This is a genomic window from Bartonella sp. TP (genome assembly GCF_030406085.1).
Lineage (GTDB): Bacteria > Pseudomonadota > Alphaproteobacteria > Rhizobiales > Rhizobiaceae > CALTWN01.
This window is the reverse complement of the sequence record NZ_CP129002.1, coordinates 1-14826: the sequence shown is the minus strand read 5'-3', so window position 1 is coordinate 14826 and position 14826 is coordinate 1. Positions and strand designations below refer to the sequence as shown.

Genomic DNA, 14826 nt, shown 5'->3' with positions numbered 1-14826 from the left:
CCTATGCGGTCGTGGCGGAATAGGTAGACGCGCAGCGTTGAGGTCGCTGTGGGGCAACCCGTGGAAGTTCGAGTCTTCTCGACCGCACCATATAAAGTAAAGCAATGAGAAATAGCATATATAGCCTAGAACTCTTGGCCTTGGCTGGCAATATTAGCCATATAGGCTTGCTGCCCGACGCTGATGCGCGAAGCAGTAAACAGTCCAAAATCTGTGGCTCGGTAATCAGCGTTAGCCTAAAAAAACAAGGTGAGTTAATTAGCGCCTATGGCCAGGAAATCTCGGCCTGTGCCTTGGGCCAAGCCAGTGCCGCCTTGCTGGCAAAATACATTATTGGCAGTAAACCACAAGAAATCGTTACGTTACACCAGCAGCTCAGCCAAATGCTTGCCACAAAAATTCAACCCGATTGGGGACGCTTTGACGAATTTAGCATTTTGCACAGCGCCTGTGACTATAAGCCACGCTTTGGTGCGATATTGCTGCCTTTTCTTGCCTGCCTAGATTGTTTCGAGCAGCTGCAATGATTAGCTTGCGAAAATGCGCCATGGCGTTGATACGCCTATATCAACTTACATTTTCTAGCCTTGTTGGGCGGCAATGTCGCTTTGCCCCTAGCTGCTCGCATTTTGCCTATGAGGCCATAGAAAAATTTGGCCTATGGCGTGGTGGCTTTTTGGCCTTGCTGCGCCTTGCTTCCTGCCAGCCCTGGGGCCGCAGCGGCTTTGACCCCGTGCCCAAAACAATAAAAGAATATCTACGCAAAATTACTTGCTCCAAACAAAAACATATTATATAGTTTAATTTTCTATATGAGGATTTTATGTCACATTCGATAAAACTTACCCTAGTTGATGGCTCCCAGCGTGAATATGAGGCTAATACCACAGGGCTAGATGTGGCAAAATCTATCTCTTCTAGCTTGGCCAAAAAAGCCGCGGCCTATAGCCTAAATGGCAAGCTTTATGATTTATTTTCGCCAATTGAAGGCTCTGGCGAGTTTGAACTGTTAACGCGCGAATCGCCACAGGCGCTAGAGCTAATCCGCCATGATTTAGCCCATATCTTGGGCCAAGCAGTGCAAGAGCTGTTTCCTGGCACGCAAATAGCTATTGGCCCAGTTATAGAGCATGGTTTTTATTATGATTTTGCTACAAAACGACCTATTACTATTCAGGATTTACCGTTTATTGAAAAAAAAATGCGCGAGATTGTGCAGCGCAATCTTCCCTTTCGCAAAGCCGTGTGGAGCCGCCAGGAAGCAGTAAAATATTTCAAGCAACGAGGCGAGGAATATAAGCTAAAACTTATCGAGGCAATAGACGAAACTCAAGAAATTCGCATCTATTCGCAGGGCGACTGGATAGATCTATGCCGTGGGCCACATATGCCCGCCACCTCTTATGCCGGGCAGGCCTTTAGCTTAACAAAACTAGCTGGCGCTTACTGGCGCGGTGACTCAAATAACCCAATGCTAACCCGCATTTACGGTACAGCTTTTGCCACACAGGCCGAGCTAGACCAGCATTTGCATATGTTGGAAGAAGCAGCCAAACGCGACCATCGCCGCTTGGGCCGCGAGATGGATCTATTTCATTTTCAAGAAGAAGGTCCAGGCGTGGTATTCTGGCATGCCAAAGGCTGGAAGATATTTCAAAATCTGGTTTCTTATATGCGCCGCCAGTTAGAGCAACATGGCTATGACGAAGTAAATGCCCCGCAAGTATTAGACAAATCGCTGTGGGAAACCTCTGGCCATTGGTGCTGGTATAAAGAAAATATGTTCAAGGTAATACCCGCGGGCAATGACGCGGAAGATACCAGAACCTACGCCCTAAAACCAATGAATTGCCCCGGCCATGTGCAGATCTACAAACAGGGCATAAAATCCTATCGCGATTTGCCAGTGCGGCTAGCAGAATTTGGCAATGTGCATAGATACGAGCCTTCTGGTGCGCTGCATGGGCTGATGCGTGTGCGTGGCTTTACCCAAGACGACGCCCATATTTTCTGCGCGCAAGAGCAATTAGCTGCTGAATGTTTGCGCATAAATGACTTGATCTTGGCGGTATATAAGGATTTTGGCTTTGAAAATATCATTATCAAGCTTTCAACACGTCCCGTAAACCGTGTGGGCGATGATGCCTTGTGGGACAAAGCAGAGGCGATAATGCAAGAGGTTTTAGAACGTATTAAGCAACAGTCAAATGGTGCAATAAGCACGGGCATTCTGCCTGGCGAAGGGGCGTTTTATGGGCCAAAATTTGAATATACACTGCAAGATGCTATTGGCCGGCATTGGCAATGCGGCACTACGCAGCTAGATTTTAATTTGCCAGAGCGTTTTGGTGCAACCTATACGGATTCTGACTCACAAAAAAAACACCCAATAATGATACATCGTGCGATATGTGGCTCTATGGAAAGATTTCTGGGCATTTTGCTAGAGAATTTTGCAGGCCATTTGCCACTATGGTTCGCGCCACAGCAAATTGTAGTAGCCAATGTTACGAGCGAAGCAATAGAATATGCAGAAACTGTTGTGGCAAAGCTAAAAAAGGCTGGGCTAAGCGCAGTGGCAGACACTAGAAATGAAAAAATCAGCTACAAAATTCGCGAGCATTCCGCGCAGAAAATTCCGGTAATTTTAATCTGCGGCAAAAAAGAAGCAGCCGCGAATAGTGTGAATATGCGCCGCCTAGGTTCACCCGACCAAATAGAGCTATCCTTGGACAGCGCCATAGAGCAATTGCGCAGTGAAGCTACGCCGCCAGATTTGCGTTAAATGTCACTTCAGCTTGTGACATTTTGCGCATGAATGATGTGACACCATGTCACACTAATATATCATATAATATATCAATAGAATATATTAGAGGAAAAAGTATAAATTATTTTTATAATTTAGAAAAAAAACGCGGCTAATCCGTAGCCCAATCATCAGCATTATTCACATGCTTTTCTGGTGGTTTTTGCACGGTTAATACATCCACATTAGTGTTCTGGCCACTTTCTACTGTAAAATCCTTTTGAAAGGTACCGTTATTTCTAGCAATAGCAACATAATGCCCCTTGGCTAAAATCACACTAAGATAGGCATCGGTAGCTTCGTAAACCACATCGCCAGAAGCGTCGGCTATCGACCATTTGGTATTGGCTAGCGCCCCGCCATTTTCTTCGCGCAATAGGCGCAGGGTGATTTTAGCGGCTTTTTGCTTAAAAGCCACATGCGATATTCTACCCGCTGCGATTTTTACATTCGCCCGCTCTGTGGCATTTACCCGGCCGTAATAGCACACTATGTGATACGTGCCCGCTTTTAGGCGCACTAGCATGTTTGGCTTGATATTTGGCAGAATTAGCGCAGCGTCATCGCTTTCTGTGTCATTGGCATAAATCGCAAAATGCAGCTTTTCTTTTTCAATCTGCCCGTCTTTTACCTGCGCGTCTAGCTGTACACCGCCAGCGTCTAGATTTAGCTGCAGCTTGGCAACTCCTGTTGCTGGCACGGTAACTGTGTCAATAACGCTAATACGGCCAAAATTGCACTGCACATAATAAAAACCAGGCGGCAGGGCAAATTGCCCCTGCGGATTTGCCGAGCTTTGCACTTGCTTTAGTTCTTGGTCGTCTTGATTGGTACTGTCTTTTTTAACCTTTGCCGTAGCGCCCTTAATCGGCACGGTAATATAAATGCGCCAGACCAAGCCGGATTTGACAATTTCGCCATTTTTATGCAATACAGCGCTAGTTAGTAAATTTGGCTTAAGCGCGTTGGCTGGCACAAAGGCTGCCTGCGCCAATTGCGGCACAAAAACCAAAAAAATAAGCAGCAATCTTGAAAAATAGCGTAATCTCAAATTGAAAAGCTCACACCGCAGCCGCAAGAAGAAGCGGCGTTGGGATTCTTAATCACAAAGCTTTGCTCCAACAGCGAATCAACAAAATCTAGGCTCGAGCCAAGCAAAAAAGGCGTTGAAACCGGGTCAATAACCACCCTAGCCCCCTCCTGCTCTATCACCTGGTCGTTGGCTGCCTTTTCATGCACTAGCTCATATTTATAAGAAAAACCAGAGCACCCACCGCCCTCTACCGCTATACGCAATGCATATAATTCTGGATCGCTCTGTAAAAGGTCATTTATTCGCTTTGCCGCTTGGGGCATAATGCTTAGCAACATCAGGCTTTTTCCTAAAGTTTGTTAGAATTTTATATGAAATATCTATAATTTGTGCTATCATCATTATAATTCGCAACTTTATAGAAGTAAAGCTCTATGTCCACATATTTAGCATGCTACGCAACTCAAGGTCACGCCTGCGAAAAACGGCTATATGCAGAGCCAGCCGACCCATGGCGCAGCGCTTTTCAGCGGGATAGAGACCGGATTATTCACAGCAAGGCGTTTCGGCGTTTGATTCATAAAACACAAGTGCTGCCAAGTAACGAGGGCGACCATTATCGCACCAGGCTAATCCACTCGATAGAAGTAGCGCAAATCGCACGCTCGCTAGCCTGCCGCCTGCAGCTAGACCAGGATTTGAGCGAGGCTATAGCCCTGGCCCATGATTTAGGCCACCCGCCCTTTGCCCATGCTGGCGAGGATATTTTGAAAATTTTAATGCAAGATTATGGCGGGTTTGACCATAATGCGCAGACATTGCTGATAGTAACTAAGCTAGAAAAACAATATTATGAATATGATGGCTTGAATCTTAGCTGGGCCATGCTCGAGGGCTTGGCAAAACACAATGGCCCGCTAACGGCTACGCTGGCGCAAAGCGAGATCTTCGCTAGCTTCAATGCGCAGTTTGACCTTTCGCTTGATAAATTCGCTGGGCTAGAGGCCCAATGCGCGGCGATAGCAGACGATATTGCCTATGATTCGCATGATATAGACGACGCTTTGCGCTCTAACTTTATTCAATTGCAGGATTTGCAGCATTTGCAATTGCCGGGGCAAATCTTGGCAGAGATAGAGGCAGAATATCCAGGCCTGGCAAGCTCAAACCCGGCTTTGTGTGGCCGCATCTTTACCCGCAAGCAGGTCGCATTGATGCTAAAAGACGTCTTTGAGCAAAGTAGCAAAAACCTGCAGCAATTGGCGCCAAAATCGCCCGAGGATATCTATAATGCAGGGCAGCAGCAAATCAGCTTTTCGCCCAGCATGCAGGTAAGGGAAAAAGAGCTGAAGCGCTTTTTGTACGAAAATTTCTACCAAACGCCAAGCCTATTGAAAAAACGCGACAAGGTCTATGATATCATCAGCGCGCTTTTTGCTAGCTACATGCATGATGCCAGCCTGATGCCTGTTGAATGGCGCCCGCAAAAATCGGGTGAGCGCGAAAAAGCAGCGATGATTAGCAACTATATCGCTGGCATGACAGATATTTATGCCGAAAATATGTATAACCATCTCAGGGGTGCAATATGAATATTTTTCAATATTTCGAAGATAAAATCAAAGCAATCGCAAAGCAATTAGCGCCCGAGCACGCAGCAATCATTGCGCGTATTAATGTCGAAGCGCCAAAAGAAGCAGAGCATGGCGATTTGGCAACCAATGCCGCCATGGTGCTGGCCAAGCCGCTGGGCCAAGATCCGCGTACGCTAGCACAAGAAATTGCCGAGCTGCTGCAGCAGCAAGATGCCGCGATTGAAAAAATCAGCATCGCTGGCCCAGGTTTTATTAATCTAGGCCTTTCTGCAGATTTTTGGCACAAGCAATTGGCACATATTCTAAATCGCAACGAGGATTATGGTAAAGAAAATATAGGCGAAAAACAGCCAGTAAATCTAGAATTTGTCTCTGCCAATCCCACGGGTCCAATGCATGTGGGCCATTGCCGCGGCGCGGTGGTTGGCGATGTGCTGGCAAATTTGCTGGGCCATATTGGCTATAAAGTTACCAAGGAATATTATATAAATGACGCTGGCGGGCAGATAGATGTGCTGGCCGAGTCGCTATTATTGCGCTATAGAGAAGAGCTGGGCGAGCATATAGGTGAAATACCAGCTGGGCTCTATCCTGGTGAATATTTGCGTGACGTAGCGCAAAAATTGGTGCAGCTACATGGCAGCTATTTACTGCGCAATGCTAATAAAATGCAGATTATCAGGGATTTTGCGGTGGCAGAAATGATGCAGACAATTCGCTCTGATTTGGCGGCGCTGAATATTCACCACGACATTTTCTTTTCCGAGCGGCAATTGCACACAGACCAAGCCAAACTTATCCAAGATACAATAAATGATCTAACGCTAAAAGGCTATGTCTATAAAGGGCATCTAGAAGCGCCAAAAGGTGGCGAGGCACAAGAGTGGGAAAGCCGCGAGCAGCTATTATTTCGCTCTACTGCCTTTGGCGACGACCAAGACAGAGCCTTGGTAAAGGCCGACGGCTCCTATGCCTATTTCGCCGCTGATATCGCCTATTTTCGCGATAAATTCCTGCGCGGCTTTAAAGAGATGATCTATATCCTAGGTGCCGACCATAGTGGCTATGTCAAGCGGCTAGAAGCGGTGGCAAATGCGGTGGCGGGCACAGAGGCTAAGCTAGAGGTGCTGTTGTGCCAGTTGGTAAAGCTCTATCGCAACGGCACTCCGGTAAGAATGTCCAAACGCTCGGGCGAATTTGTTACCTTGCGTGATGTGGTAGACGAGGTAGGCCCCGACCCTGTGCGCTTTATGATGCTATATCGCAAAACTGATGCGCCATTGGATTTTGACTTTAGCAAAGTCACCGAGCAAAGCAAGGATAACCCGGTGTTTTATGTACAATATGCGGTTGCGCGCTGCCATTCTATCTATCGCCAGGCAAAAGAGCAGCTGGGTCTAGATGCGTATGAAATAAGCAATAGCGAATTATTGGCTAGCAGGTCCCTTTTGTCGCAGTCCAGCGAAATGCAATTGCTCAAGAAATTATGCAGCTTTCCTCAGTTAATAAAACTTGCTGCAGTTAATAAAGAGCCGCATCGCTTGGCTTTTTACCTATATGACCTCGCCTCGCTGTTTCATGCCCAATGGAACAAGGGCAATGACAACCCCGCCATGCGCTTTATTCAAAAAGACAAATTAGAGCTAACAATGGCGCGGCTTGGCTTAGTACGCGCAAGTTGCATTATACTAAGCTCTGGTTTAAATATTATGGGGGTAAATGCGCCGCAAACTATGAAATAGTAAGTTTATTATTGATTTTTTAAAAAAAACCATAATATAGTTAAGCTAGATAGACTGCCTTTGGATTTCGTGATATGACAGAAAATAATGATACATCCTCTAATTTTTCTAGTATCTCAGACGAGCTAGAGCTAGAGCTAAAAAACAGTATGCAGCACAAAAATCCAGCTGGTGCTAAGCCGCGCCCAAAGCGTGAGCCTTTTGTTTCTATTGCCGAGGTCGCAGCAAAACTACCGCCAAAACCTAGAAATCCGCAGCCAGATTTTATCGACATGCTAGGCGAGCCAGAGCCAACTACAGTAGCAAGCACCCCGCCGCCAAAACAAAATACGCCCAAAACCCCAGCGCCAAATGTAGAAACCTATAGTTTCTATGATGAATATGTCGAAGAAATAGATGATATAGTTGGGCCGCCAAAACCACCGCCACCACCGGTTCAGAAAACTCGCCAATGGGACAGCGCTGCCGCTTTGCAAGAATTGCTAGAGCAACATGACAGAACAAGCGAAAAACTGGCACGAAAAGCCAGAGAAGCGTTGATGAAAGAGCGAATGAAAGAGCTAACAGGGGAAGATTTTAGCCAATTGGGAGACGAAGCGAATATGCACGGACTAGATACAAATTCTTTTCGGCCAGATATGCCAGGTGGCGCTGGCCAGAATTCTCGCTATTTCAATACACCACCGCGTAAATGGTATGATTTTTCGCTGTTGGCTAAAGTAAATATCGCTGTTTTATTGGCAATATTTCTGGGTGGCATTTATTATTTGCATTCCTTTCACCCCTTTGCGCCAGAAATTATCTATGCCAATGATACGCCATATAAAACAAGGGCTAAAATAGAAGATCTAGCGCCAAAACCGCAGCTAGATACCGCCACCCTATTGCAAAAACACCCAACCCCGGCTGTAGTGCCGCCACAAAGCCAACCCGTGCCAATGCCAAAGCCAGAGCCTATTCAGCAAATTGCCAAATCGCAACCAGCAATTCCGCCTGCTTTGCTACAGGTGGAGGCCAAGCCAGAACCGGTAATAGCCCCAACGCCAGCTCCGGTAGTAATACCAACACCGCCGCCAGCCCCTGCACCAGCTCCAACGCCCGCACCTGCTCCGGTGCCTGCGCCTGCTCCGGTGCCTGCGCCTGCTCCGGTAAAAGAAGTGGCCAAAACGCATGTGCCAGCACCAAAGCCGGTAAAGCATGAGCCAAAGCCAGAAATCAAGCACAAGCAAGCAGCAAAACCAGTTGAAAAGGCAAAGGCAAAGCCTGCTGCCCCCACCAACGCTGCTGCGCATAACAAGCATAGCTATATGGCCTATTATGTTCAGCTAGCTTCAACGCCTAGTGCTAGCGCTGCCGAGCATTTGCTAAGCAAGCAAACAGCGCATTTGCAGCCAATTTTGAAAAATTATGCATTGAATATAGAAAAAACCATCATACCTTCAAAAGGTGTCTATTATCGTTTGCGCATAAATGTTAAAGATGCCGAAGAAGCGAAAAAATTGTGCACTAGCATAAGGCAGCATGGCGGACAATGTATATTTGGCATACGCTAAAGTGATGAAGGCGACGCTGCGGCAAAATATAAGCGCGAATTTTCTGCGCTCGCAATCAGGGCCTGCGCCCTTTTGGCGGGTGGAAAAAGCGCCGATAGACTATCCGCAAGCCGTGGAGTTTATGGAGGCTCGCGTAGCAGCCATTGCCGCTGGCAAAGCGCCAGAAATGCTGTGGCTACTTGAGCATCCACCCCTGTATACAGCTGGCACAAGTGCCAAGCCAAAAGATTTACTATGCCCAGACCAATTGCCCATTTTTAACACTGGTCGCGGCGGGCAATATACCTATCATGGCCCCGGCCAGCGCGTGGTTTATGTAATGCTTAATTTGCAACAGCGCCATTGTGACATTCGCGCCTTTGTGGCAACATTAGAAGAGTGGATTATTCGCAGCTTGGCAGATTTTGGCATACAGGGCGAACGACGCGAAGACCGCGTTGGCGTGTGGGTTAGCAGCCAGTGGGGCGAAGAAAAAATTGCCGCTATTGGCATAAAAATACGCCGCTGGGTTAGCTTTCACGGTATAGCTATAAATCTAAATCCAAACCTTAGCCATTATGCTGGCATAGTGCCCTGCGGCCAAGCCGCCTTTGGCACCACTAGCTTTCAAAAACTAGGTGTAGCCGCAGATATGCAGCAGCTAGATGCTGCATTAGCACGTAATTTTCAGGCTCTATTTGGCGAAATACACCAATAAAAACCTGGTGTTTTTTGGCTTTTCATGCTATATATTCTAGGCAAAAGCAAAATGAGATATGAATGAATAAAGCCAACCAAAGCCTATTTGATGAAAATTTGAGCAGCGCTAGTCCAAAAAAACGCAGTAATTTTAACGCCAAAGCAGCCTATGACGCCTCCAGCATTCGCGTGCTAGAGGGGCTAGAGCCAGTGCGTTTGCGGCCCGGCATGTATATTGGCGGTACAGATAACAAGGCTTTGCATCATTTATTTTCTGAAGTTATTGACAATGCAATGGACGAAGCGGTGGCTGGCCATGCTAGCATTATTGAGGTTGCTTTAGACGCAAATGGCTATGTACAAGTTAGCGATAATGGCCGCGGCATCCCGGTGGAAAAACACCCGCAAATGCCCAAAAAATCTACGCTAGAAGTAATCATGACGCAGCTGCATTCTGGCGGTAAATTCGACGGCAAAGCTTATGAAACTTCTGGTGGGCTGCATGGCGTGGGGATTTCTGTGGTTAATGCCCTGTCCGATAAGCTGGAAATAGAAACCATACGCGCGGGTGTGCTGTACAAGCAGCTATATAGTCGCGGTGCGCCAACATCTACATTGCAAAATATTGGGCCCGCAAAGTCGCGGCGTGGTACTTTGGTGCGCTTTCATCCGGATCCAGAGATTTTTGGTGCCAAGGCTGCCTTTGACCCCGAGCGGTTGTACAAAATAGCCCGCTCCAAAGCCTATCTTTTTGGGGGGGTTAAAATAAAATGGTCTTGCGCGCCAGAAAAACTTGGTAGCAAAACAAAAATACCAACAGAAGAGGTTTTTCATTTTCCCGGTGGGCTAAGCGATTATATTCTACGCAGCATCGAAGATGCGCAGCTGATAACCACAAATATCTTTGCTGGCAAGACAAATAATCGCGGTGGCCATGGCGGGGTAGAATGGGCCATAGCCTGGACCAGTAGCGAAGGCTCAATGCACGCCTATTGCAATACCATACCCACCCAAGATGGCGGTACGCATGTTACGGGGCTGCGCTTGGCGCTAACTAGGGGGCTAAAAAACTATGGCGAATTGGCCAATAACAAACGCGCGAGTTTAATAACTCCTGATGATGTTATGCTGGCGGTAACGGCGATGCTTTCGGTTTTTATTCGCGACCCAGAATTTGTAGGCCAGACCAAAGACCGGCTTTCTAGTGTAGAGGCGCAGCGCGTGGTAGAAGCCACTATGCGCGACCAATTTGACCATTGGCTGGCCAATAATAATGCCGACGCTACTAAATTGCTCGACTGGGTAGTTGAGCGCGCAGATGAAAGAATAAGAAGACGGCAAGAAAAAGAAAATAGCCGCAAAAATGCTACCAAAAGGCTGCGATTGCCACCAAAATTGGCCGACTGCATACAAAATAACCCGCATAATGCGGAAATCTTTATCGTAGAAGGTGACTCTGCTGGTGGCTCGGCGAAGCAGGCAAGAAACCGCGCCAACCAAGCTGTTTTGCCTCTGCGCGGTAAAATACTGAATGTTGCCAATGCTGGTAATGATAAAATTTTGGCAAATCAGCTTATTGGGGATTTAGTGCAATCTTTAGGTTGCGGCGTGCGCGAAAAATATAAAGAAGATGATCTGCGCTATGAGCGCATTATTATTATGACCGATGCCGATGTTGACGGGGCGCATATTGCCTCTTTGTTAATAACCTTTTTCTATCAAGAAATGCCAAAGCTAATTGACAATGGCCATTTATACATCGCCCTGCCCCCATTATATCGCCTAAGCCAAGGCGGCAAAATTGCCTATGCCAAAGACGACAAGCATAAAGACCAGTTGCTGAAGAGCTATTTTACTGGCAAGGGCAAGGTAGAGATTGGCCGGTTTAAAGGCCTGGGCGAAATGCGTGCGCAGCAGTTAAAGGAAACGACAATGGCGCCAGACAAACGTAGCCTGCTGCAAGTAAAGATACAAGACCATTTTGCTGATGAAACGCAGCAGGCAATAGATGATTTGATGGGCAGCAAGCCAGATGCTAGATTTAAATTCATACAAGAAAATGCTATTTTTGCCGAAAATCTAGATATTTAGGCCTTAAAAAGCTGGCGCTGCATCAATTATATTTAGCTGCGGTGAGCTAAAATTGCGGTAACTATTCAAGCGCAAATTGCCTGCAATATGTATATTATTGCCCAGATTATTCAGTAAAAACTGCCCCAATGGCCCATCTATAACATTAAAAGCGATGGCTTTTAATTTAGCCTCGCTATTGTCTTGCAGGGTCAGGGTTAAATGCGCCGAGCCCATGGGCTTTATATACACAATCTTATGTGCACGCAGGGCAAATATTGGCTGCATATTTCCGGCGCCATATGGCCCGGCCTTTTCTATTTCTCTGCATAATTCTTCTGTGGCGCCGCGCGCGCTTATTAGCGAGGTGATTTTTAAAATCGGCTGGGTATGAAATTGGCCGATTTTTTCGCTAATTTGCTGGCACAGCCAGGTTGAAAAAGCTTCTAGCTTGTCTTGCTCGATGGTTAGTCCAGCGGCCATAGCATGCCCGCCACCCCGTAGCAACAAGCCAGCTTCAACAGCTTGGGCGATTAACGCGCCGATATCTACGCCGCGGATAGATCTGGCCGAGCCCACGGCGGTGCCATCTGGCTTTTTGGACAAGATAATTACCGGCCGTAGATATTTATCTTTCAACCGGCCCGCCAACAGGCCAACTAGCCCCGCATGCCAGTCGCCCATTTCGATTAAAGCTGGCGCTAGTTCGCGGCCTTCATATTTATTATGCAGGGCAAAAATCAGGCTTGTTTGGGCCTCTGTCTCGAGCTGCTGTCTTTGCTTATTAGTCTCGCGCAGGCTCAAGGCCCATTCTTCGGCCTGTTGCGCTGAGTTGCAGCATAGCAGCTGGGCGCCCAGGCTAGCATCGGCAATGCGCCCTGCCGCATTGATAGATGGGCCTAGAATATAGCTGAAATGATACGCATTTAGCGGCTCGACAAGCATGGCCGCTTTTGCCAAAGCTTTAATGCCCACATTAGAAAGCGTACGCGCAATCTTTAGCCCTCCCACAACAAAAGCTCTATTTACGCCAATCAAGGGCACAAGATCGCAAATAGTTGCTAGCGCCACAAGGTCAAGATAGCCCAACAAATCTGGTATTTTATAGCGCGCGCGCAAACGCGTAGCCAACCCAACAAGCGTTATAAACACCACGCCAGCCGCACAAAGCTGCGCGCAGCCAGAATTATCGTCGGGGCGGCTTGGATTAACTATGGCGATGGCATGCTCATTTAATTTTGCGACTTTATGATGGTCTAGCACTACTAATTTAAGTCCGCTTATGCCCTGCATTGCCGCGCCGTCATTGGTGCCGCAATCTACTGCTATTACTAGACCGCAGCCTAATTGCTGTAAATGTTGCATGGCTTGGTTATTTAGGCCATAGCCTTCTTCTAAACGCTGCGGAATATAGATTAAGCATTCCGCGCCCAGATGGGTTAAAAATAGCTTCATCAACGCTGCTGAACAAGCGCCGTCGACATCATAATCGCCATAAATTGCAATTTTTACCTTGCCCTCAATCGCTTCAATAATGCAATCAAGCGCGAGCTCCATATCTTTAAAGCTTTTTGGGTTTGGCAATAAATCGCGCAATTTAGGGTCTAGATAGCTATAAAATTGCGGCTCTGTAACGCCCTGCGCGGCCAAAAGCCGAGCCACGGTGCTAGAGGCGCCAAATTGCTGCTGCAGCCGCCCGGCTAGCTCATTGCCCTCTAAATCTAACGCATCTAGCCAAGCATGGCCAGTTACAGAGCTTGCAATGTCTAGAAAATATTTGCTCATTACAGTAAAGCCAGTGGGTATAGCCTGTATTTTTGGCATAGATAGCCCGATTCTGCTATTGCATCTAAGGCTTTTTCTACATTTTGCCGCGTTGTTTCATGGGTTATGATCACGATATTTTTATATTCTGTATCGCCAGGAAAGAGCGATTCTAAATTCTGCGCAATTGATTCAAAAGACACGTTATTTTTTGCCATTTTTTGTGAGACATCAGCAAAAATCCCCGTTTGGTCCGCCACACAAAGCCGAATGTAAAAGCCGGGCACTAATTGGTGCTGCAAATCGGCCTTTTTATAGGGCTCTAGCTGCTTTATGGGCACGCCAAATAGTGGTGCGGCTGGAATGTCATTGACTTGTTTTATTGCTAAATCCAAAATATCGGCCAATACTGCCGCGGCAGTAGCCGAGCCACCTGCGCCTGGCCCGGCCAAAAATAACTCGCCCAGTAAATCGCTAAAAATCGTTACGCCATTTACCACGCCAGAAAGCTGTGCTAGCAAAGAGGTTTTGGGCAACAAAGTCGGCTCAACAATTTGCAATACGCCATCTTCTAGATCTAGGCAGCTGGCCAGCAATTTTAGCCGATAGCCAAAATGCTCAACAGCGCGAATATCTTGCTCTAGAATATCATCGATACCACGAATAACAACATTTTCAATCGCATTTTGCTTTTTAAAAGCCAAAGCGGTTAAAAGCGCTAATTTCTGAGCGGCGTCAAAGCCTTGCACGTCGGCTTTGGGGCAAGCTTCGGCATAGCCAAGTTTTTGAGCGGCTTGCAAAGCCTCGGCAAAGCCAACGCCCTGCTCTTGCATGCGGCTTAGAATATAATTGCATGTACCGTTTACTATGGCATGGATTTTGTTGATTTTATGACCTATTAGCGATTCCCTGAGCGTTTTTATCACTGGCACGCCGCCTGCCACCGCAGCTTCAAACGATATTTCGCGCCCTAGTGATTCAGCTAAAATGGCCAAGTCCATGCCGCTATGCGCTAGCAGAGCTTTATTTGCCGTAACGACATGCGCTCCATTATTCAACGCCGCTCGTATCGAGGCATTCGCCACGCCTTCTGCTCCGCCAATAAGCTCGACAAAAATATCAACATCCCGCGCCACCGCAAGCTTTATAGGATTTTCATACCAGGTAAAGGCCCCAGGGTCAAAGCCACGATCGCGCTGCTTGTCGCGCGCGCTGAGCCCTACAATCTTTAACCGAATGTTCAGCTGCCGCTCTATTTGCTCTGCACGTTGTGCAATAAGCTGTACTAAACTAGCGCCAACGGTACCTAGGCCAGCTATGCCCAAACGAATTTCTTTTTTTATATTATAATTAATGGCCGGCCTATCGCTCACTTTACTTCCAACAATTGTGCATTTCACTAGGGAAGTTTAGCAAAACTAAAAATCAGCGTCAAGTCAGGCAAGATTGGTTGATGCTCTAGAAAAAGCCTCTATTATTTCAAAGAGGCGAGGTAAGTACGAACCTTTTCACAATAACGTTGCGAAATCGGGTTCATCTTCTTTGCACCATAACCAGCATTATACTTTAATATAGTCGTACA

General features: G+C 47.1%; 11 protein-coding genes, 1 tRNA gene and 2 pseudogenes. 9 read left to right on the top strand and 5 right to left on the bottom strand.

The features are described from left to right. The first annotated feature begins 5 nt into the window (after positions 1 to 5). The 4 genes from QVL57_RS00070 (at position 6) to thrS (ending at position 2785) form a co-directional block, all read left to right on the top strand. Positions 6 to 90 (top strand) — tRNA-Leu (locus QVL57_RS00070). A 14-nt stretch (positions 91 to 104) separates the two neighbouring features. Further along, complete coding sequence (locus QVL57_RS00065; RefSeq protein WP_290076455.1) at positions 105 to 527, top strand: iron-sulfur cluster assembly scaffold protein; 423 nt, start codon at positions 105 to 107, stop codon at positions 525 to 527. Then, positions 524 to 799 carry a membrane protein insertion efficiency factor YidD gene (gene yidD, locus QVL57_RS00060; protein ID WP_290076454.1) on the top strand — a complete coding sequence of 92 codons (276 nt, stop codon included), beginning with the start codon at positions 524 to 526 and terminating at the stop codon, positions 797 to 799. Before QVL57_RS00065 ends, yidD begins: the two co-directional genes overlap by 4 nt. Positions 800 to 823: 24 nt before the next feature. Further along, a complete protein-coding gene (gene thrS, locus QVL57_RS00055) occupies positions 824 to 2785 on the top strand; it encodes a threonine--tRNA ligase (protein ID WP_290076452.1) in 1962 nt (653 codons plus the stop codon). A gap of 136 nt (positions 2786 to 2921) precedes the next feature. Here thrS and QVL57_RS00050 read toward each other — a convergent pair whose 3' ends face one another. Both QVL57_RS00050 and QVL57_RS00045 read right to left on the bottom strand, forming a co-directional pair. Then, on the bottom strand, positions 2922 to 3860 hold the full coding sequence (locus QVL57_RS00050) for a carboxypeptidase regulatory-like domain-containing protein (RefSeq protein ID WP_290076450.1): 939 nt from the start codon (positions 3858 to 3860) through the stop codon (positions 2922 to 2924). Beyond that, entirely contained in the window at positions 3857 to 4183 is a 327-nt protein-coding gene (locus QVL57_RS00045) for an iron-sulfur cluster assembly accessory protein (RefSeq protein ID WP_290077413.1), read from the bottom strand. Before QVL57_RS00045 ends, QVL57_RS00050 begins: the two co-directional genes overlap by 4 nt. A 93-nt stretch (positions 4184 to 4276) precedes the next feature. On the opposite strand from QVL57_RS00045, the gene QVL57_RS00040 reads away from it, so the two are divergent. The 5 genes and pseudogenes from QVL57_RS00040 to parE all read left to right on the top strand — a co-directional run. Next, positions 4277 to 5434, top strand: coding sequence for a deoxyguanosinetriphosphate triphosphohydrolase (locus tag QVL57_RS00040; RefSeq protein ID WP_290076448.1), 1158 nt, complete (start codon positions 4277 to 4279; stop codon positions 5432 to 5434). Beyond that, a complete protein-coding gene (gene argS / locus QVL57_RS00035; RefSeq protein WP_290076446.1) occupies positions 5431 to 7179 on the top strand; it encodes an arginine--tRNA ligase in 1749 nt (582 codons plus the stop codon). The genes QVL57_RS00040 and argS overlap by 4 nt, the downstream gene beginning before the upstream one ends. Positions 7180 to 7253: 74 nt before the next feature. Next, the gene (locus QVL57_RS00030; protein WP_290076445.1) at positions 7254 to 8732 is read left to right on the top strand and encodes an SPOR domain-containing protein; all 1479 of its coding nucleotides are present in this window, start codon (positions 7254 to 7256) and stop codon (positions 8730 to 8732) included. After that, positions 8701 to 9429 (top strand): lipoyl(octanoyl) transferase LipB, encoded by a 729-nt coding sequence (lipB, locus tag QVL57_RS00025; RefSeq protein WP_290076443.1) that lies wholly within the window; start codon positions 8701 to 8703, stop codon positions 9427 to 9429. The genes QVL57_RS00030 and lipB overlap by 32 nt, the downstream gene beginning before the upstream one ends. A gap of 149 nt (positions 9430 to 9578) precedes the next feature. Beyond that, positions 9579 to 11501, top strand: a pseudogene (parE, locus tag QVL57_RS00020) (DNA topoisomerase IV subunit B); the annotation flags it as partial. Between the two features lie 3 nt (positions 11502 to 11504). Here parE and recJ read toward each other — a convergent pair. The 3 genes and pseudogenes from recJ to QVL57_RS00005 all read right to left on the bottom strand — a co-directional run. Beyond that, complete coding sequence (gene recJ, locus QVL57_RS00015) at positions 11505 to 13304, bottom strand: single-stranded-DNA-specific exonuclease RecJ (RefSeq protein WP_290076441.1); 1800 nt, start codon at positions 13302 to 13304, stop codon at positions 11505 to 11507. Next, on the bottom strand, positions 13265 to 14587 hold the full coding sequence (locus QVL57_RS00010; protein ID WP_290077411.1) for a homoserine dehydrogenase: 1323 nt from the start codon (positions 14585 to 14587) through the stop codon (positions 13265 to 13267). Before QVL57_RS00010 ends, recJ begins: the two co-directional genes overlap by 40 nt. 131 nt (positions 14588 to 14718) lie before the next feature. Continuing rightward, positions 14719 to 14826 (bottom strand): annotated as a pseudogene (locus QVL57_RS00005) (lytic transglycosylase domain-containing protein); the annotation flags it as partial.

Coding starts and splice junctions, on each gene's coding strand:
- QVL57_RS00065 (WP_290076455.1), top strand. CDS start 105: ATGAGAAATAGCATATATAGCCTAGAACTCTTGGCCTTGGCTGGCAAT.
- yidD (WP_290076454.1), top strand. CDS start 524: ATGATTAGCTTGCGAAAATGCGCCATGGCGTTGATACGCCTATATCAA.
- thrS (WP_290076452.1), top strand. CDS start 824: ATGTCACATTCGATAAAACTTACCCTAGTTGATGGCTCCCAGCGTGAA.
- QVL57_RS00040 (WP_290076448.1), top strand. CDS start 4,277: ATGTCCACATATTTAGCATGCTACGCAACTCAAGGTCACGCCTGCGAA.
- argS (WP_290076446.1), top strand. CDS start 5,431: ATGAATATTTTTCAATATTTCGAAGATAAAATCAAAGCAATCGCAAAG.
- QVL57_RS00030 (WP_290076445.1), top strand. CDS start 7,254: ATGACAGAAAATAATGATACATCCTCTAATTTTTCTAGTATCTCAGAC.
- lipB (WP_290076443.1), top strand. CDS start 8,701: ATGGCGGACAATGTATATTTGGCATACGCTAAAGTGATGAAGGCGACG.
- recJ (WP_290076441.1), bottom strand. CDS start 13,304: ATGCCAAAAATACAGGCTATACCCACTGGCTTTACTGTAATGAGCAAA.